The 17,780-nt window shown below is 69.4% G+C and carries 18 protein-coding genes; 5 read left to right on the top strand and 13 right to left on the bottom strand.

Features of this window, described 5'->3' with window-relative positions:
- Positions 1-194: 194 nt before the first annotated feature.
- The gene (locus tag ACZ7HQ_RS03135; RefSeq protein ID WP_470983899.1) at positions 195-1,412 is read right to left on the bottom strand and encodes a D-alanyl-D-alanine carboxypeptidase family protein; all 1,218 of its coding nucleotides are present in this window, start codon (positions 1,410-1,412) and stop codon (positions 195-197) included.
- Positions 1,413-1,585: 173 nt separating this feature from the next.
- Positions 1,586-1,912, bottom strand: a complete 327-nt coding sequence (locus tag ACZ7HQ_RS03130; protein WP_470983896.1) for a nuclear transport factor 2 family protein — start codon at positions 1,910-1,912, stop codon at positions 1,586-1,588.
- Between the two features lie 134 nt (positions 1,913-2,046).
- Here ACZ7HQ_RS03130 and ACZ7HQ_RS03125 point away from each other — a divergent pair, with 134 nt between their 5' ends.
- The 4 genes from ACZ7HQ_RS03125 to ACZ7HQ_RS03110 all read left to right on the top strand — a co-directional run bounded on the left by ACZ7HQ_RS03125 (position 2,047) and on the right by ACZ7HQ_RS03110 (position 7,746).
- Entirely contained in the window at positions 2,047-2,592 is a 546-nt protein-coding gene (locus ACZ7HQ_RS03125) for a DoxX family membrane protein (RefSeq protein ID WP_470983893.1), read from the top strand.
- Between the two features lie 495 nt (positions 2,593-3,087).
- Entirely contained in the window at positions 3,088-5,034 is a 1,947-nt protein-coding gene (locus ACZ7HQ_RS03120) for a cobalamin-dependent protein (protein ID WP_470983891.1), read from the top strand.
- Positions 5,021-6,901: an amino acid adenylation domain-containing protein gene (locus ACZ7HQ_RS03115; RefSeq protein WP_470983888.1), complete on the top strand. Its 1,881-nt coding sequence runs from the start codon at positions 5,021-5,023 to the stop codon at positions 6,899-6,901. Before ACZ7HQ_RS03120 ends, ACZ7HQ_RS03115 begins: the two co-directional genes overlap by 14 nt.
- Entirely contained in the window at positions 6,898-7,746 is an 849-nt protein-coding gene (locus tag ACZ7HQ_RS03110) for a thioesterase II family protein (RefSeq protein ID WP_470983886.1), read from the top strand. The genes ACZ7HQ_RS03115 and ACZ7HQ_RS03110 overlap by 4 nt, the downstream gene beginning before the upstream one ends.
- 73 nt (positions 7,747-7,819) lie before the next feature.
- Here ACZ7HQ_RS03110 and ACZ7HQ_RS03105 read toward each other — a convergent pair whose 3' ends face one another.
- Positions 7,820-9,022 carry a cytochrome P450 family protein gene (locus ACZ7HQ_RS03105; RefSeq protein ID WP_470983883.1) on the bottom strand — a complete coding sequence of 401 codons (1,203 nt, stop codon included), beginning with the start codon at positions 9,020-9,022 and terminating at the stop codon, positions 7,820-7,822.
- Positions 9,023-9,085: 63 nt separating this feature from the next.
- On the bottom strand, positions 9,086-10,024 hold the full coding sequence (locus ACZ7HQ_RS03100) for a DMT family transporter (RefSeq protein WP_470983880.1): 939 nt from the start codon (positions 10,022-10,024) through the stop codon (positions 9,086-9,088).
- A 159-nt stretch (positions 10,025-10,183) separates the two neighbouring features.
- Between ACZ7HQ_RS03100 and ACZ7HQ_RS03095 the strand changes: the two genes are divergently transcribed.
- Entirely contained in the window at positions 10,184-10,636 is a 453-nt protein-coding gene (locus ACZ7HQ_RS03095; protein WP_470983878.1) for an Lrp/AsnC family transcriptional regulator, read from the top strand.
- Here the strand turns inward: ACZ7HQ_RS03095 and ACZ7HQ_RS03090 are convergent.
- The 9 genes from ACZ7HQ_RS03090 to ACZ7HQ_RS03050 are packed head-to-tail and all read right to left on the bottom strand — an operon-like array spanning position 10,620 to position 17,695.
- Positions 10,620-11,696, bottom strand: coding sequence for a histidinol-phosphate transaminase (locus ACZ7HQ_RS03090; protein WP_470983876.1), 1,077 nt, complete (start codon positions 11,694-11,696; stop codon positions 10,620-10,622). The two genes, ACZ7HQ_RS03095 and ACZ7HQ_RS03090, sit on opposite strands and share 17 nt — an antisense overlap.
- 53 nt (positions 11,697-11,749) lie before the next feature.
- A complete protein-coding gene (locus ACZ7HQ_RS03085; RefSeq protein ID WP_470983873.1) occupies positions 11,750-12,736 on the bottom strand; it encodes an ornithine cyclodeaminase family protein in 987 nt (328 codons plus the stop codon).
- A gap of 17 nt (positions 12,737-12,753) precedes the next feature.
- Positions 12,754-13,347 carry a prephenate dehydratase domain-containing protein gene (locus tag ACZ7HQ_RS03080; protein WP_470983871.1) on the bottom strand — a complete coding sequence of 198 codons (594 nt, stop codon included), beginning with the start codon at positions 13,345-13,347 and terminating at the stop codon, positions 12,754-12,756.
- Positions 13,348-13,369: 22 nt separating this feature from the next.
- Entirely contained in the window at positions 13,370-14,347 is a 978-nt protein-coding gene (locus ACZ7HQ_RS03075) for a branched-chain amino acid transaminase (RefSeq protein WP_470983869.1), read from the bottom strand.
- Complete coding sequence (locus ACZ7HQ_RS03070; RefSeq protein WP_470983866.1) at positions 14,344-15,768, bottom strand: phenylacetate--CoA ligase family protein; 1,425 nt, start codon at positions 15,766-15,768, stop codon at positions 14,344-14,346. Before ACZ7HQ_RS03070 ends, ACZ7HQ_RS03075 begins: the two co-directional genes overlap by 4 nt.
- Positions 15,769-15,789: 21 nt before the next feature.
- Positions 15,790-16,206, bottom strand: a complete 417-nt coding sequence (locus ACZ7HQ_RS03065; RefSeq protein WP_470983863.1) for a DUF2000 domain-containing protein — start codon at positions 16,204-16,206, stop codon at positions 15,790-15,792.
- Between the two features lie 39 nt (positions 16,207-16,245).
- Positions 16,246-16,539 carry a Dabb family protein gene (locus tag ACZ7HQ_RS03060; RefSeq protein ID WP_470983860.1) on the bottom strand — a complete coding sequence of 98 codons (294 nt, stop codon included), beginning with the start codon at positions 16,537-16,539 and terminating at the stop codon, positions 16,246-16,248.
- Positions 16,536-17,411, bottom strand: a complete 876-nt coding sequence (locus ACZ7HQ_RS03055) for a menaquinone biosynthetic enzyme MqnA/MqnD family protein (RefSeq protein ID WP_470983858.1) — start codon at positions 17,409-17,411, stop codon at positions 16,536-16,538. Before ACZ7HQ_RS03055 ends, ACZ7HQ_RS03060 begins: the two co-directional genes overlap by 4 nt.
- Positions 17,408-17,695, bottom strand: a complete 288-nt coding sequence (locus ACZ7HQ_RS03050; protein ID WP_470983855.1) for a chorismate mutase — start codon at positions 17,693-17,695, stop codon at positions 17,408-17,410. The genes ACZ7HQ_RS03055 and ACZ7HQ_RS03050 overlap by 4 nt, the downstream gene beginning before the upstream one ends.
- Between the last annotated feature and the right edge of the window lie 85 nt (positions 17,696-17,780).

Raw genomic sequence — 17,780 nt, 5'->3', positions numbered from 1 at the left:
AACATCTACGGTCTTGCCGCCCGTGGAGCACGTATGCTCAACTTTCCTCCACAAGAGCTTCACAGTTGGAGCACGTGGATTCCGCAGCCACACCGAGGGGGGAGTCGGCGGCCGTTCCACCGAGCCGGAGTTGGGGGTGGACCCCGCGCGGGACGCGGGGTGCGCACCGGTCGGTGGAACGGCCGCCGCATGCGTCAGCGCCGGTGCCGGCCCCCCGGCTCCGCCGTCTCCAGGGCGCCCTGGGTCGCCTCCGCCATCGCGGCCGCCGCGACCGCCCTGCGGCGGCGTTTCATCACCATCGCCCCTGCCGCGGCCAGCAGCAGCGCCGTGCCGCCCGCACCCTCGACCAGCCGTCCGGTGGACGGCCCGCGGGAGCCCGAAGCGGGCGCGCCGGCCGCCGCCGCGACCGCCCTGCCCGGGGGCGCCGGACTCGCGCTCGCCCCGCCCTCGCTGAGCGGATCGACCAGTGTGCCCACGGCCTGCGCCGAACGTCCGTGCCCGAAGCCCCAGTCGAGCAGCGCGGCGGTCTGCTCGTAGACCGCGTTGCTCCCCTCTGCGGGGTGCATGACCGTCACCAGCAGGGTGCGCCCACCACGGGTGGCCGCGCCGGTGAAGGTGTTGCCGGCATGGCTGGTGTAGCCGTTCTTGACGCCGATCAGGCCGTCGTACGTCCTCAGGCCCCACGCCCCGGTCAGCAGCCGGTCGGTGTTCTGGATCTGGAAGGTCTTCTTGCCACCCGCCGGGAAGTCGGCGGTCCGCGTGCCGCAGTAGCCGCGGAAGTCGGCGTCCTTCAGACCGTGCCGGGCGAACAGCGTGAGGTCGTACGCCGAGGAGATCTGGCCGGGGTGGTCGAAGCCGTCGGGACTGACCACATGGGTGTCCAGGGCCTGCAGGTCCTGGGCCTTGGCCTGCATCTCGGCGACCGTCTTCGCGATGCCGCCGTTCATGTGGGACAGCACGTGCACGGCGTCGTTGCCGGAGCGCAGGAACACGCCCTGCCACAGCTGCGCGACGCTGTAGGTGATGCCGGGCTTGATGCCGACCAGGCTGGAGCCGGCCGGGACGTCGGAGATGTCGGCGTCCTTGACCGTGTACCGCTCGGTGCGGTCGAACTTCTTCAGCACGGTGTCGGCGAACAGCATCTTCAGCGTGGACGCGGGCGGGAGCCGCCGGTGCGCGTTGAACGAGGCGAGCACGTCTCCGCTGTCGCAGTCGGCGATCAGCCAGGAGAGGGCGGTGATCTTCTTGGGCAGACCCGAGGCGCCGCGCACCTGGACGCCGGAGCGGGCCAGCTGCTCACCCCCGACGACGGTGGAATCGGCGGCGGCGGCCGTGGTGGCCGTGGACACGGGAAGGGCGGCGGCCGTCAGCCCGAGGACGGCACGCCGGCTGAGCCGGGAACATTCACGCACCCGGGGACCGTACACCGCGCCCAGCAGGGGATTCCGCCAGGGCGGGCCGGGCGGGGCGGAATTTGCCGCGTTATGAAAATCCGATGAGTGACCCCGCCTTCTCGGCTCTTACACATCCTCTGGCCAGGGTGGCTCAAAGGGGAAACCGGCTGGGGCGGACCGCCTGCCCTGGTCTATGCCTGCCCGGTCTCGAACCGCGAGATCCGCCCGTCGTCCTCGATGGTGAAGGACCACCGGGTGCGCATCTCGCCCCAGGTGTCGTTGCGGTAGCGGGCGAGCAGGGAACGGCCGCCGGCGGACTCGTTGTCGACCTCCATATGGCCGTGGGAGGAGAAGATCTCCTGGTCGATCCAGTCGGCGAGGTCACGGTCGGAGCCGTCGTCGGACATGGTCGCGCCGGGGGCGAGCAGCGCCATGAAGCCCTCCCTGTCATGGGAGTTGACGGCGTTCACGAAGGCCCGGACGGCCGGATCGCTGAGCTTGGCTGGCTGAATCGTCATGGCGCCAGGTTCACACCGCCGTCCCGGCCCCGCCACCCGAACGCCCGCCGTGGCGGGCCCGTCGGCGTGAGAGCTGCGACGGTGGAAACGCGGGAGGAACCTGCCCCCGTCCGCCTGTCCGCTTGGGAGTCACCGTGAGCTGTTACGACCGACGTGATCTGGGCCTGCTGCTGCTCCGGCTGGGGACCGGCGGCGTGCTGGCCGCGCACGGGACGCAGAAGCTGTTCGGCTGGTTCGGCGGCCACGGTCTGGAGGGCACCGGGCAGTTCATGGAGTCCGTCGGCTACGCACCCGGCAAGGCGAGTGCCACGGCGGCCGGTCTCGCGGAAGCCGGCGGCGGCACCCTTCTCGCCCTGGGCCTGGCCACCCCGGCGGCGGGCGCGGCGGCGGCCGGCGCGATGGCGGGTGCGGCGGCGGTCCACCTGCCCCACGGCTTCTTCGCCCAGGAGGGCGGCTACGAGTACGCGGCGAGCCTGGGCCTCGCGGCGGCGGGCCTCGCCGTCACCGGCCCCGGCCGGCTCTCCCTCGACCACGCCCTCGGCCATGTCCTCGACCGCGGCTGGATGGTCCCGGCGGCCCTGGGCGCCACGGCCGCGGCGACGGCACTGATCGTGGGCCTGCGCGCGCGACGGGTGCGGGCGAAGCGGGAGGGCGAGCAGGAGATGCTGTTCGAGGAGTAGCGACGCCGTTCCAGGCGTTGCGGACGGGGGCTGGGGCTCGCCGTCCGCGTTCAACCTCTCGCGTCGGGCGGGGGGTTGTTCCACGGTGTCCGCACCTTCGGCGCGTGTGCGGTGGCGGACACGGGCCGGCTCTGCCGCCGACCATCTCTGTCCGGAAGCCGTACCTGAGGCGAACGAAGTTCAGCCAGGAATCGCCTCCAGATCGATCTTCCGAACTAAGTTCGGTGGCTCGGTAAATACTCCGTCCATCCCCTAGCATCTCGTGCAGTAGTCCGTTCATCTTTCGGTCAATGATCACTACTCACGAACCACGTGAACCACCGGGGGGGTGACACGCAGCCGCCGCGCTCCTCCTGACGGTCCGTTTCTGTCTGTCCCGCGCGCTGCCGATGAACACGCATGTGGAACTGCCGGTCCTCCGGCCCCCGATGAGACGGGGGCCGTCGCAGGCGGCGCCACTCGCGGGGCACTTCCCACCTCCTGAAAGGTGAGCGAATGAAGAACGTCCTGCTCGTCGAGCTGTCCGTTTTCGAGCGAATGACACCGCTGGCCTCCGGTTATCTCGAGGCGTACGCCATGACGGATTCGGTGGTTCGCAGCGAGTACCGGTTCGAGCGGTACTCGACCGTCGCCAAGACACCCCGGGCCGAGATCATCCGGGACCTGCTCAGGTCGGCCGCCGATGTGTACGCGTTCAGCTGCTACGTGTGGAACATGGGCCTGGTGCGGTCCGTCGTGGACGCCGTCAGGCAGGCGCGGCCGCATGCGCAGATCATCCTCGGCGGCCCCCAGGTGATGTCGCAGGCCCAGCGCTACCTCAACAGCACCGACGAGCGCACCGTCATCTGCAACGGCGAAGGCGAGATCACCTTCACGCAGTACCTCCGCGCGCTGACCGAATCCAGCCCGCAGCTCGATGCCGTGCAGGGCCTCAGCTTCTACCGTGACCGCGAGTTGGTGACGACCACGAAGCAACCACGGATCAGCAACCTGGACGACATTCCCTCGCCGTACCTGACGGGGGTCTTCGACTCCGCGTACAGCATCGCCATCCTGGAGACGAACCGCGGCTGCCCCTACCACTGCGGGTTCTGCTTCTGGGGCGCCGCGACGAACGACCGGGTGCACCGCTTCGACGAGGAGCGGGTCCGTGAGGAAATCAAGTGGATCGCCAAGAACGAGATCCTCTTCCTCTTCATCGCCGACGCGAACTGGGGAATGCTGAGCCGGGACGTCGACATCTCCCGGCACATCACGGACTGCGCCGGCGAACACGGGGCCCCGAACGTCGTCTACTTCTCGGCGGCGAAGAACAAGCCGCATGCGGTCACCAAGATCACGGGGATCTTCCAGGACGCCAACCTCATCGCCTCGCAGCCGGTTTCCCTGCAGACCCTCGAACCGGCCAGCCTTGAGCTGATCTCGCGGTCGAACATCAAGCTGAACGCCTTCGCCGAGATCCAGGAAGATCTGCGCGAGAAGCAGATCAGCTCCTACATCGAGCTCATCTGGCCGCTGCCGGGAGAAACCCTCGACTCGTTCAAGCGCGGCATCGGCACGCTGTGCGAGAACGAGGCGCAAACCGTGATCGCGTACCCGCACCTGCTCCTGAACAATACTCCCATATTCCACAGTTCGGAAAAAATGGGAATCGTGAGCCGCCCGGCCGGAGGGGATGTCGCGGAAGCCCGCGTCGTCATCGGTACGAAGGAGGTGTCCGTACCGGAGTTCGTCGAGGGCATGTACTTCTTCTACGCCTTCCACGCACTGCACAACACGCGAAGCCTCCGGGCGGTGAGCCGCTACCTGGTGAAGCAGTCGGGGATGCAGTACCAGGACATCTTCGCCGCCTTCGCCGAGTTCCTGCGCCGGCAGGGAGGGGACGACCCCGTCTTCGCGTACGCGGAACGCTCCATCCGGGACGCCGACTACTACGACGTGAACAACTACGGCCTCTACATCCACACCGTGCTGCACGAGCACCGGGACGTTTTCACCGAGCACGTACGGCGCTTCGCGCAGAGCCAGGAGTGGTGGGCCGACGACAAGGTGCGGGCCTTGTTCGAGATCGACATGCTGAACCGCCCCTACATGTACAGCAACACACCCCTGGACGTGAGCGCCGAGGACTTCCAGGAGCTGCGTTTCCTGGACAGTGGGCCGCGAAGCTACACCGTGCAGGTCCCGCCGGAACACTTGGCGGATCTGGCCGACGCGGTCCAGATTCAGGCGATGCCGGCGGACGGCGTGTTCAAGGTCGAGCACAAGCGGCTGCAGTATCCGTTCATGCCGACGCAGAGCCGCGACCACAGCGGGTCCTACTGCCACGGAATGATCGAGAAGGTCGGGAACGTCATGCCGTTCTGGCTGCCGGCCGACGCCGACCAGCCGGCCAAGGAATCATGTGACGAGAAAGGACTGCACGCCCATGCCGAAGTCTGATGTGGGGATCGACACGGTGCCTCTCGCTGCGCCGAGCCGGCCGGCCGGCGACTTTCCCCGGAACAGGTCGCTGAGCGATCTGTTCGCGGAGCACGTCGCACGCTGGCCCGACGCACCCGCCGTCACCTACGGCTCCGTGACGCTGACCTACCGGCAGCTCGACCGGGTGACCAACTCCCTCGCCTCCCGGCTGCGGGAACTGGGCGTGCGGCCCGACCGGCTGGTCGCGATCCAGGCCGACCGGAACCTCGGCGTCATCGTGGGCATGCTGGCCACCGTCAAGGCCGGCGGTGCCTATCTGGCCCTGGATCCGGCCCACCCGGCCGCCCGGTTGCGCACGATCGTGGAAGAGGCGGAGCCCGTGGCTCTGCTGACGGAGGCGGACGCGGAGGATCCGAGCGGTCTCGGAATACCGGTGCTCACGGTCGCCGAGCACCTCGGGGACGCCGTGCGCGACAGCGCCGCTCATGACGTCCGGGTCGACGGCGGCGCCGGCCCCGAAGACCTCGCCTACGTGGTGTACACATCGGGATCGTCCGGCACGCCGAAAGGAATCTGCGTCACCCAGCGCAACGTGGTGGCGCGCACGCAGGACACCGACTACCTCACGTTCAAGCCGGGAGACCGGGTCGCACAGATCTCCAACGCGGCCTTCGACGCCGCGACGATCGAGGTGTGGGGGGCGTTGCTCAACGGGGGCGAACTCATCGGGTTCGACCGCGACACCATTCTCTCGCCGGGCCGGCTGGCCGCCGCCCTGCGCGAGCGCCGTATCGACACCATGGTCATCGCGACACCGCTCTTCAATCAGCTCGCGGCGGACGATCCTTCGACGTTCGCCACGGTCTCCCACGTTCTCGTCGGCGGCGACGTCATGGCGGTCGCCCAGGCCAACTCGGTCTCGGCGCTGCCGGGTTGCACCCTGATCAACGGGTACGGCCCCGCCGAGTGCACGACGCTCGCCACCGCGCACCACGTCACGCCGATGCCCGCGGACCGGTTGCGTGTGCCGATCGGCCGCCCCATCTCGAACACGACGTGCTACGTGCTCGACGACATGCTGCGGCCGCTGCCGGCCGGGATGCCCGGCCAGCTCTACATCGGCGGTGACGGTGTCGCTCGTGGCTATCTCGGTCGTCCGGAGCTGACGACCGAACGGTTCCTTCCCGACCCCTTCGTGGCGGAGCCGGGCATGCGCATGTACGCCACGGGGGACCTGGTGTGCCAGTTGCCGGACGGCTCACTGGACTTCGTCGGCCGTGCCGACTTCCAGGTGAAGATCCGGGGCTTCCGGGTCGAGCTGAACGAGATCGACGCGACGCTGCTGCAGCATTCCGGGGTCAGGGAAGCGGTGACGGTCGCCGTCACCGACACGGCGACCGGGGAGAAGACACTCGTCGGCTACTACGTGGCGGCAGGCGAGGCGTCCCCGGAAACAGCTGACCTTCTGGCGTTCCTGCGGGACCGGCTGCCCGACTACATGGTGCCGGCACGGCTCGTCCGCCTCCCCGAACTGCCGAAGAACGCCAACATGAAGATCGACCGGGCGCAGCTGCCGCTGCCGGAGGTCTCGTCACCGCCGGCGGACGACGACGTCCGCCAGGCGGACGCCGGCGAGCTCGACGACGAGATCGCCGCCATCATCGCGGGGCTGCTGAAGGTGCCGAGCTTCGGCCGCGAGGAGAACTTCTTCGAAAGCGGCGGGCAGTCGATGCTGGCGATCCGGCTGCTCACCCAGGTGGGCAGGCGCTTCGACGTGAACATGACGCTGGCGGAGTTCTTCGAGGACCCGACGGCACGCGGCATCGCCACGTACGTAAGGGAGCGGACCGATCCGGCCGCCCGGCCCGGGGTGGCGCAGTCATGACGGGGGCGACCGACGAGTCCTGGTTCCCTCCGTGCCGGCCGTCGTCCGCTCCCGCGCCGGCACTGGAGGCGGACGCGGTCCAGTTGTTCTGCCTGCCCCACGCGGGGGCGGGCGCGTCGGCCTACCGGGACTGGCCCGCGTCGCTGGCCCCGGGCATCGAGGCGATACTCGTGCAGTTGCCGGGGCGGGAGAGCCGCCACAGGGAGCCGGCGTTCCATTCGGCCTCGGAGATCGTCGCCGAGCTGACCGGGCCCCTGGCGCGCCGCGCGGGAGGGGACTTCGCCCTGTTCGGGCACAGCATGGGCGCTCTGCTGTGCTACGAACTGGCGCATGCGCTGTGTGCTCTCGGCAAGCCTCCGAGGCACCTGTTCGTCTCGGGGCTGGGCGCACCGCATCTGCCGCCGGTGGGACCGCTGCTGCACGAACAGACGGACGACGACCTGCTCACGGCCATCGCCGATCTGGAAGGGACGACACCGGAGACGCTGGCCCAGCCGGAGCTGGTGCAGCTCCTGCTCCCCTTGTTCCGTGCGGACCTCGAGGTCTGGGAGACGTACGTCCCGCGCCCGAGTTCGTCGCTGCGGGTGCCGGTCCCGGTCACGGCGCTGGGCGGTCACCGCGATCCCGGCGTCAGCGTGGACAGGCTCGGCGCGTGGGAAAGCCTGACGTCGGCGGAGTTCCGTCTCGAGGTGTTCGACGGCGGCCACTTCTACCACCACGCCGCGCCCGACGAGGTGGTCGCCGTCATCAAGAAGACGTTGCTGGAGTCCGGCCCGGCGACGGCGGTTCCGCAGAAGCCGGAAGAAGCGGCCCAGGGCCTGTCCGGCCCTGCGACTCCGGCGTGACCCGCCGGACGGGCCCCTGGGGTCTGTCCGGCGGATCAGCCCCGCGACTCCGGCATGATCCGCCGGACGGGCCCTAGCCGCGCAGCCGGACGGGGAGGTCCTCCAGCCCGTGGATGAGGCTGGAGGGCCGCCACCGCAGGGAGGTCTGGGGGACCGCCAGCGCCAGCTCGGGGAACCGGGACAGCAGCGCCCCGAAGGCGATCTCGCCCTCCAGCCGCGCCAGTGGTGCGCCGAGGCAGTAGTGGATCCCGTGCCCGAACCCCATGTGCCCGGACGTGTCCCGGCCTATGTCCAGCCGTTCGGCGTCGGTGAACCGGGCCGGATCCCAGTTCGCCGAGGCCGAGGCGAGCATGACCCATTCCTTCGCGGGAATGGTGACGCCGCCGATGGTCACGGGCTCCAGCGTGAACCGTTCGGTCGCGTGGTTCAGCGGGTTCGCGAACCGCAGCAGTTCCTCGACCGCCGAGGGCAACAGCGAGGGATCCTCCCGCAGCCGCGCCAGTTCGGCCGGATGGGTCAGCAGCGCCAGCACCCCGTTGGCGATCAGGTTCAGCATCGTCTCGTGCCCGGCGACGAGCAGCAGGAACATCATCGAGAGCAACTCGTGCTCGGACAGCGAGTCTTCGGAGTCCCGGGCCGCGATCAGCGCCGAGAGCAGGTCGCCCTCCGGTGCCCGCCGGCGCTGCTCGACCAGCTGCGTGAAGTACTCGTGCATGGCGACGGCGGCCGCGCGGGACTCCTCACGCGTCCCCTGCGAGGACAGCACCGTCTCCGACCACGCACGGAACGACTCCCGGTCGCCGACCGGGATGCCGATCAGCTCGCAGATCACGGTCACCGAAAGCGGGAACGCGAACGCCTCGATCAGCTCCGTCTCGGCGGGGCCGTCCGCCATCGCGTCCAGCAACTCGTCGGTGACGGCCGAGATCCGGGGCCGCAGGGCGGCCACCCGGCGCGGAGTGAACGCCTTCACCACCAGGCGGCGCAGCCGGGTGTGGTCGGGCGGGTCGAGGTTGAGCATGTGCTGGTCGAGATAGGCCTGCACGGGATCGACGTTGATGTCGAAGTCCTCGGGCGTCATGTGCGTCACCCAGTCCTTGGCCACCCGCGGGTCGGCCAGCGCGGCGCGCACGTCCTCGTACCGGGTGACGAGCCAGACCCGGACGCCCTCGGGCGTGATCGCCTCGGTCACCGGCGCGGACGAGCGCAGCCGCGCGAACAAGCCCTGAGGATCCTGGAAGAAGGAATTGTCCAGCCGCTCGGTCACGGTGTGCATGGGCCCCCCTGGGACGTCCCGGTCCTGTTCCCTGTTTCCTGTTTCCTGATGCCTGGTTTCCGGTCAGGCGCGCTCGCCGACCGGCGTCGGCTCGGTGACGGCCGCCGGCTCGACCGCCGTTCGGCGTTCGACCATCCCGAGTGCCACACCGGCGATGATGATCACACCGCCGAAGACCTGCGCGAGCCGGACGGTCTCTCCGTTGATCACCACGGCACCGAGCACACCGAACACCGGGACCAGGTTGAGGATGTTGACCGCGACGCTCGAGGTCATCCGGCGCAGGCCGTAGTTGTAGAGGAGGAAGCCGCCGACGGAACACGCGACCGCCAGATAGGCGAGCAGCGCCGAGGCCTTGACGTCCGGCACCCGCCAGTCCCCGATCTCCAGGAGCGAGGCGAGCAGGAAGCCGACGGCGCCCGCGACGGTCTGGTAGTAGGTGAGGTTCACCGCGTCCTGCCCGCGTCCCGCGGACTTGGCCAGCACGTTGTACCCGGCCCACACCAGCCCGCCGAGGAGCAGCAGGACATCGCCGAACCAGCGGGCGCTGCCTCCGACTTCCGCGCCGTTGCGCACGACCAGGAAGGCTCCCACGGCGGCGAGCAGCACGCCGCCGACCCGGAGCAGCGGCATCCTGGTCCGGAAGATCACCAGCTCCAGGAGCATGGTCATCAGCGGGTAGGAGGCCACGATGAGGGAGGCGTCGGAGGCGGTCGACAGCTCGACGCCGAAGTTCTCCAGCACGAAGTAGAGCGTGATGCCGAGCAGACCGCTCAGGTAGATCATCCGCCGCTGGCGGGCGTCCGGCCGGGCGGCCGGGTTGCGGCGCACACGCACCGTGGCCCCGAGCAGTACGGCGGCGAACGTGAAGCGGATGGCCCCGATGGTCAGCGGCCCGACGTCCGCCAGCACCTCCTTGGTCACCGCGTACGAACTGCTCCAGAACAGCGCGGCCGCCACGACGGAACAGACCGCCACGGCCCTGGCCCTCCGGTCGTCCACCCCTGATGCCCCTTCCCGTCCGAACTCTCCCGACACCGCCCAGGCCGCGTAGTGGAGAAGCGAATCAAGAACGGAGTTACTGCGGGAATGCTAGCAATCAGTCCGGGACTATGGCATGCTGACCGAATATAATTCGGCCCTCCGGGAGCTTGAAGGAACATGGACGAACTAGATTCGGCGCTGCTGCGGCTTCTGCAGCAGGATGGTCGGCGTACCAACCGGGACCTGGCACAGGAGTTGGGGATCGCTCCCTCCACCTGCCTGGAGCGGGTGCGTTCCCTCCGTGAGCGCGGCGCGCTGCTCGGATTCCACGCCGAGGTCGACCTCCCCTCGCTCGGCCGGGGACTGCAGGCGATCATCGCCGTGCGGGTACGGCCGCCGACCCGTGCGGTCATCGAGCAGTTCCAGGCCTTCGTGGCGCGGATGCCCGAGGTGATAGCGGTCTTCGTGCTGACGGGCACCGACGACTTCCTCCTCCACGTGGCGGTGCGCGACGCCGACCACCTGCATTCGGTGGTCCTGGACAAGCTGACCGAGCGACAGGAACTCGCGGACGTCCGCACCTCGGTGGTCTACGGGCACCTGCGGAAGAACGTCATCGAGCCGGTGTGAGGTCTCCGAGAGCCGAGATCAGCAGTTCGTTGGCCTCCGGGCTGCCGACGGTGATCCGCAGCCCGGCCCCGGGGAAGTCACGGACCAGCAGCCCGCGCTGCTCGAGTGCGGCGGCGACCGCGCTCGCGTCCGCACCGAGCGGCAGCCAGAGGAAGTTGGTGGCGCTCGGCGGGACGCTCCAGCCCTGCGCGCCGAGAGCCTCCCGCAACCGCTCGCGCTCGGCGGTGATCCTGCCCACCTGTTCGAGGAGTTCGTCCTCCGCCTCCAGCGCGGCCAGGGCCGCCTGCTCCGCGATCCGGCTCACTCCGCACGGCACGGCGCACTTGCGCAGGGCTTCGGCGATCTCGGGGTGGGCCACGCCGTAGCCGACGCGCAGTCCGGCCAGGCCGTACGCCTTCGAAAAGGTGCGCAGCACCACCAGGTTGGGCCGGTCCCGGTGGAGTTCGACGCCGTCCGGCGCGTCCGGTTCCTGGTAGAACTCGAAGTAGGCCTCGTCCAGCACGACCAGGACACGGCCCGGTACCCGGTCCAGGAACCGCTTGAGCTCGGCGGCGCCGACGGCGGTGCCCGTGGGGTTGTTGGGCTCGCAGAGCAGCACCATGGTGGTTCGGGGCGTGATGGCCTCGGCCATCGCCTCCAGGTCATGGGTCCCGCCGGTGAGCGGCACCTCGACCGGAACGGCGCCGGCCATCCGCACGACGATCGGAAAGGCCTCGAACGAGGGCCAGGCGTAGACCACTTCGTCGCCCGGCGAGAGCATGGCCTGGCCGATCTGCTGGTAGATGCCGACCGATCCCGGGCCGGTCACCACGTGCGCGAGGGGGACGTCCAGCTTGCGCGCGAGGGCGTCCGCGAGCTGGTCGGGGAAGATCCCCGGGTAGAGGTTGGTCCGCGACGCGGCCCCGGAGACGGCCGCGAGGGCCGAGGGCAACGGCGGACAGGGGTTCTCGTTGAGGAAAAGCCGGTACGACGTGCCCGTGGCGGGCGGCCTGGGCGGCTTGGGCACGTAGGCCGGTATGCCGTCGAGCACGGCGCGCGGCGAAGGCGAGTGCGGACTCACTCCTGGAGCTCTCCTCTGCTGCTTCTCGGGGGTGCTGTTCACGGGCGCGGTGGTCAGTCGAGTTCGAAGGTCCGGCCCAGCCCGCGGGCGGCGGCCTCCTCGGCGACGGCGAATCCGGACATGATGTCCTGGACGCCGAGGCCGAGTGACTTGAAGACGGTGATCTCGGTCTCCGCACGGCGCCCGGGCCGGGCTCCGAGAAGCACCTCGCCCAGCTCGGCCCGGATGTGATCGGGTCCGACCAGGCCCTCGGTGAGCGGCGCGCGCAGGTCACCGGACTCGGCGAGAGCCGATTCCCGGCTGTCGACGAAGAAGGACGCTCCCGCCACGGCCCGCGAGGACACCTCGCGATGATCGATGAAGGACGCGCCGACGGCGTTGACGTGCACTCCGGGTGCGAGGTCCGCGGCCTGGACCACGGGTTCCTTCGCCGCCGTCGTGGTGCAGACCAGGTCGGCCCCCGCCAGCGCTGCCGCCGGGGTGCTCACGGTCTCCACCTCGATGCCCAGCTCCGCGGCCGCCCATGTGCGGAAGGCCTCGGCGTTCCCGGCGGTACGGCTCCACACCCGGACCCGGCGCAGCGGCCTGACCAGTTGCATGGCCTCCAGGTGGCTACGGGCCTGCACCCCGGAGCCGAGCACGGCGAGATCCCCGGCGTCCGGCCGCGCCAGCTCCCCAGTGGCGACGGCGGACACGGCAGCGGTGCGCACGGCGGTCACCGCGCCCGCGTCCATCATCGCCAGCGGAGCACCGGTCTCCGGGTCGAAGACCATGACGACACCGATGTGCAGATCGAGACCACGGGCCGGGTTCTCGGGCTTGAGCACCATGGCCTTCAACCCGTATCCCGCGAGGTCGTCCCCGGCGACGAACCCGGGCATCGTGCCCAGCAGACCGGTGTCCTTCTCGGGCCGGAGGATGGTCCGCAGCGGCAGTTCCACCTGGCCGCTGCTGTACCGGCGCATGGCTTCGGCCATCACCGGCAGGGCGCGTTCGACCGGGTAGAGCTCACGCACCGTGGCTCGGTCGATCAGGAGCATGGGTGTACCTGTTTCCTTCAGGAGTCCGTACCGGCGACGGTGAAGACCGACCACAGCATGCGGATCGGCCGGGTACGGGAGATGAACTCCAGGGCGTTGGCCTTGGCCGCCGGCAGTGTGGTGAGCGCCAGATCGGTCTCCCTGCGGCGAGCCTGGTCGGCTGCCGCGCTGGTGGAGGTGGCGTAGCAGATCTCCGCCACCGAGTACTCCTCGGGCAGGAGTTCCTCGACCAGGGGGACCGGTGCCGGGTGGGTGGCGATCCGCGCCGCGTCGGGGATGCGGTGCCCCGGGGAGACGGCGATGCCGTAGTGCGGGGTGTCGAAGAGGAACGCGCCGGCGAACCGCAGCGACGGGTCCATGTAGAAGTTGTGCACCGACGCGTAGGCGTTCGCGATCACGACATGGCTGACGGCACCCTCGCGCAGTGCCTTGCCGGCGTCCTCGTAGGTGTTGTAGAGCCGGATGTCCGGCGGGCCGCCGCGACCGTGGTCGGCCCAGAGGTACAGGGCCGCCTGCTCGCTGCTGGTGCCGGCGGGCCCGAGCGTGCCGATGGTCTCGACCGCGGGGCCCAGGGACAGTGCGGTGTCTATCCAGCCTGCTGCCTGGATCATGGTTTCCCCCAAAAGCTGACGGTCAGGCCGCGGCGGAGCCGACGGCCTGGAGCCAATGGCGATATCGCTGGTTCTTGCCGCGGACGACCTCGTGGTACGCGGCCATCAGCGCGGTGGTGAGCGGTCCGGGGACACCGTCCCCGACGGGGCGGCCGCCGATCTCGGTCACCGGCACGATCTCCGCCCCCGTGCCGGTGAGGAACACCTCGTCGGCGTTGCACAGATCGTCACGGCCGAGGTCCTGGAATCCGGTCTCGACGTCCAGCAGTTCGGCCGCCAGGGTGACGACCGTCTCCCTGGTGATGCCCTCGAGCAGATCGGCCGAGACCGGCGGCGTGACCAGCCGGCCCCGGACGACCGCGAACACGTTGGCCGTGCTGGCCTCGGCGACCTGGCCCCGGCTGTTGAGCAGGATGGCGTCGTCGTACCCGGCGGCCCGCGCCTCGTCCACGGCGAGCGCGTTGTTGACGTAGCCGCCGGTGACCTTCGCGCGGACCGGGAGCACACCGGACTCGGGCCTGCGCCACGAGCTGATCGCGACGCGTATCCCGCCGCGGTCGGTGTAGGAGCCCATCCGGAACGCGTTGATCGACAAGGCGTCCGAGACCCCGGTGAGCTGGACGCCGGGCGGCGTCCCGGGCAGCAGTGAGCGCTTGTAGGCCAGCGGGCGGACGTACATGTCGCTGGTGGAGCCGATCCGGCGGAGCAGTTCCGCCGTCAGCCCGCACAGTTCCTCCGCGTCCCGCCCCACGTCGATGCGCAGGGTCCGGGAACTCCTGAGGAAGCGCAGATAGTGATCGTGGCCGCGGAAGACCGCCAGGCCGCCGTCCGCCTGCGCGTAGGCGCGGATCCCCTCGAACACGCCCGTGCCGTACTGGAGCGCCTGTGTGGTGACGGGCACCTGGGCCCGCTCCAGCGGTACGAACTCCCCGTCGTGGTAGGCCAGGGCCGCGAGGGAGGGTGCCGCCGTGCCCGTGGCCGCTGCCACGGCGCTGGTCACTGGGCCCTCCCGCCGGCCACGGCGAGCGCGGCGGCACGCTCCTCGTCCGGGGCGGAGCGACGCCGGTCCTCCACCCTGGCGGCCTTCCAGCTGACCATGGCGCCGGTCGTGGTGACACCGCCGAGCGGGCCGTACGCGAACCGGACCGGGACGTCGAGCCGCTCACGCACGGCTGCGGCGATCGCCGCCTCGTCGATGCGCGTGCCTTCACCGTCGGGGGGCGTTTCGAGATGGAGGGTCAGCTCGTCCTGGCCGTCCACCGCGTCGATGACGATCTGGTAGTCGAGGTAGCCCCGGGGCTGGGAGAGCAGCAGCTCCTCGAGGTCGTAGCCGCTGATCCGGCTGCCGCCGATCGAGAGGCTGTCGCGGGTCCTGCCGAGCACCTCCAGGGTCGGCGCGGGCAGTGTGCGGTGCGCGGCGGCCGGGCCCAGCCGGACCAGGTCCCCCGTGCGGTAGCGCACCAGGGGCTTGCTGCCCTGGTAGAGCGAGGTGACGACGAGTTCGCCGGTGCGCACGCCGTCCGGTCCCGGCGCGACCGCCAGCGCGGTGTCCGGGTCGATCACCTCGTACAGATTGAGCAGCGGGGCCGTGTACAGGGCACCGTCGGCGCCGGCCGCGCCCATCACGGAAGCCTCCTGCGAGGCGTAGAGGGCGTTGTAGACCTTGGCTCCCCACACCTCGCCGATGTTCTCGAGCAGGCTGGGGGAGGCCAGTTCACCCGTGCACATCACGACGTCGAGACGGAAGTCCCGCCGCGGGTGCAGGCCGGCCGCGTACGCCTTCTTGGCCAGCGACAGTGCCATCCCCGGCGTGCTGAACAGGCCGGTGGCCGGAAGGACCCGCAGGGTCTCCAGCGCGCGGTCGTACCCGACCATCGGCGAGTGGGGCCACATCTTGGCGACGGCGTGCCCCAGGTTGCGGCAGACGTCACCGAAGGTGTCGCCGAAGGCGTGCAGCTCGGTCGGCCCGGACACGCCGATCACCTGCTCGTCTCCGAACGGCCGGAAGACCGTGTCGTAGTACACCGTCAGCGCGGTGTTGTTGTGCAGCGAGTCGGTGTTGCTCCGCGGGCAGGGAGTGCTGCGGCCGGTGGTACCGGTGGTCTCGTAGAAGATCCAGGCCTTGGACAGCGGGAGCGAGAGCACGTTCTCGAACTCCCGCCGCAGGTCGTCCTTCGTCGTGAACGGTACGGAGGCGAGGTGCTCGGGAGCCAGGGACGTGAGGGAGTCCGGGTCCACCGACGCCAGGTGCCGTGCGTAGAAGGGGGATTTCTCCTTCACGTACGCCACCGTGCGGCGGAACTCCTGGAGTTGGTGGCCGGCCAGGGCGGCGTCGGTCCATCCGCCCGCGGCGAACGCCTGGTGGCGGTCGCGTATCTCCCGTGCGGTCCTGTCGAGTTCTTCGTTGAAGACGGTGAACATGTTTCCCTCGTGTCAGTCGCGTCAGCGATACAGCGGCAGGCTGCCGGTGAGCTTGTTCACGGCGCTCTTGCCGCCGCAGACGGCAACTCCGATGTAGGGCAGTTCCGCAGTGGGCAGCTCGGACGTCCGGCGGATGTACTCGTCGTAGCTCCGCGACGACTGCGCGACCGCCGTGAAGTCGACCACGAAGACGTCGGGCATGCCGGCTGCCTTCAGCGCGATGTCCCGCAGGTCCGTCGCCTCGCCCTTCAGGATGGGCAACGGGATCGCCGTGATGCCGCTGTGTGCCTGACCGTCGGCGTCCTTGACGGCGTCGCCGATGATCCCCTCCACGAACCGTCCGACGGACATCGACAGCGCCGCCACCGTGTTCATGGCGAGCCCGGGGGCGAGGTCCTTGTCGATGACAAAGGCACACTTCTCGTACTTAGCGCTCACTACTAACCCCTACTGGAAATTCACTCTTGCAAAGAATTGCTACTCTTCGAGATCCGCGATAACCCAGTCGCTGATCTCTCGCCAAAGCCGGATCGCTTCCTGGTGGAACGGGTGCACCAGATACCGCTCCAGTGCGTCCTCGTCATCCAGGAGGCCGATCACCGCGAAGTCGTACGCGATGGAACGGCCAGATATGTTGCGGCCGGATTTCCACTCGTGGAGTTCCGGTACCTCGCCGCCCACCTTGGCCGCGACTCGCTCCGCTTCCTGCGCCCTGGGATCGTCCCAGGAAACTCCGGGCTTGAACTTGAAAAGCACGATGTGACGGATCACGTGCGTCCTCCGGGAATCGGTATGCGCGCGGACACGGGAAAGGGCGTCTCGCCGCGAGCGGCGGCGCGTTCGGCGAACTCCTGGATCGCGGCCAGCTGGCGGTCGCCCAGCGAGTAGTCGAGAGATCGGTAGTAGTCGAGCAGCACGGGCACCTCGAGGGCGCCGGCCCGGCCTTCGTGCGACGCACGGGCCGCCGCGGCCGCCACCTCCAGGGGGTGCGACCGGGCCCGCCCGACCGCGTCGGTGAGCGCGGCCTGCACCTCGCGCACCACGTCCGGACGAGCCTCGGCGAACTCACGGCGCACCGCCCAGACCGCGAAGACCATGGGCAGACCCGTCCAGTTCCGCCACATCGCGCCGGTGTCGTGAACGGTGAGGCCGCGCGGCACGTCGGCCTGCAGACGCAACGCGTCGTCACCGATGACGACGGCGGCCCGGGCCGTCCTCAGCATCCCGTCCAGGTCCTGGCGCACCGTGCGGTACACGGGGCGCACACCGACCCCGTCCTCCAGCAGCATCCTGGCCAGCAGGGCGGTGCTGCGACTGGCCTCGGAGAGCGCGACCACCTGTCCGTCCAGGCCCTCGAGCGGGCCGCGCGAGACGATGTGGCACGAGCCCACCGGGCCGTCGCTGCCGATCGCGAGACCGGGCAGCAGACACAGGTCGTCCGCGTGCCGCAGATATCTGACGAGGCTGACCGGGCTGATGTCCAGCGCACCGGACAGGAGCTCCGCGGCAAGGCGCTCCGGTGTCGCGGAGACGAGATCGATCTTGCGCAGGGCTCCGCTGTCGGCCAGGCCCCAGCGGATCGGGGCGCAGTTGAGGAAGGAGATGTCGCCGAGTCGCGGCGGCACGGTCCCGCTCGCCGTCACGAGTCGGACCTGGGGATCTTGCCCCGGCAAAGACTCAGGATGTTCAGGGCGAGAGCAGTCCCTTCCGGACCGAGCCCGGTCGCATAACGCTCAAGGATGATGTTCTCGCGAGAGAGAACAGTTCGCGTCCCACCCTCACGCATGCGCTGCTGCTGAATTTGGAGCGATATGGCCCGGCGACGCTGGATTATCTCTATGATCTGCAGATCCAGGGCATCGATTGTCTCGCGGGCACTGTCGATTTGATTGCCGGTGTCGACTGCGACGTTCTCGTGCTGCTCCACAACAACCTTTTCTATCCAGCGTGGACACTACGGATCAAATATTTTCGAAAGCAATCTCAAATGTTGAGATCGCAATTTTCTCTGA

Source organism: Streptomyces sp. NPDC037290 (assembly GCF_055603245.1).
This window is presented reverse-complemented; position numbering and strand designations above follow the sequence as displayed.

Coding starts and splice junctions, on each gene's coding strand:
- ACZ7HQ_RS03120 (WP_470983891.1), top strand. CDS start 3,088: ATGAAGAACGTCCTGCTCGTCGAGCTGTCCGTTTTCGAGCGAATGACA.
- ACZ7HQ_RS03095 (WP_470983878.1), top strand. CDS start 10,184: ATGGACGAACTAGATTCGGCGCTGCTGCGGCTTCTGCAGCAGGATGGT.
- ACZ7HQ_RS03115 (WP_470983888.1), top strand. CDS start 5,021: ATGCCGAAGTCTGATGTGGGGATCGACACGGTGCCTCTCGCTGCGCCG.
- ACZ7HQ_RS03130 (WP_470983896.1), bottom strand. CDS start 1,912: ATGACGATTCAGCCAGCCAAGCTCAGCGATCCGGCCGTCCGGGCCTTC.
- ACZ7HQ_RS03070 (WP_470983866.1), bottom strand. CDS start 15,768: ATGTTCACCGTCTTCAACGAAGAACTCGACAGGACCGCACGGGAGATA.
- ACZ7HQ_RS03110 (WP_470983886.1), top strand. CDS start 6,898: ATGACGGGGGCGACCGACGAGTCCTGGTTCCCTCCGTGCCGGCCGTCG.
- ACZ7HQ_RS03085 (WP_470983873.1), bottom strand. CDS start 12,736: ATGCTCCTGATCGACCGAGCCACGGTGCGTGAGCTCTACCCGGTCGAA.
- ACZ7HQ_RS03080 (WP_470983871.1), bottom strand. CDS start 13,347: ATGATCCAGGCAGCAGGCTGGATAGACACCGCACTGTCCCTGGGCCCC.
- ACZ7HQ_RS03105 (WP_470983883.1), bottom strand. CDS start 9,022: ATGCACACCGTGACCGAGCGGCTGGACAATTCCTTCTTCCAGGATCCT.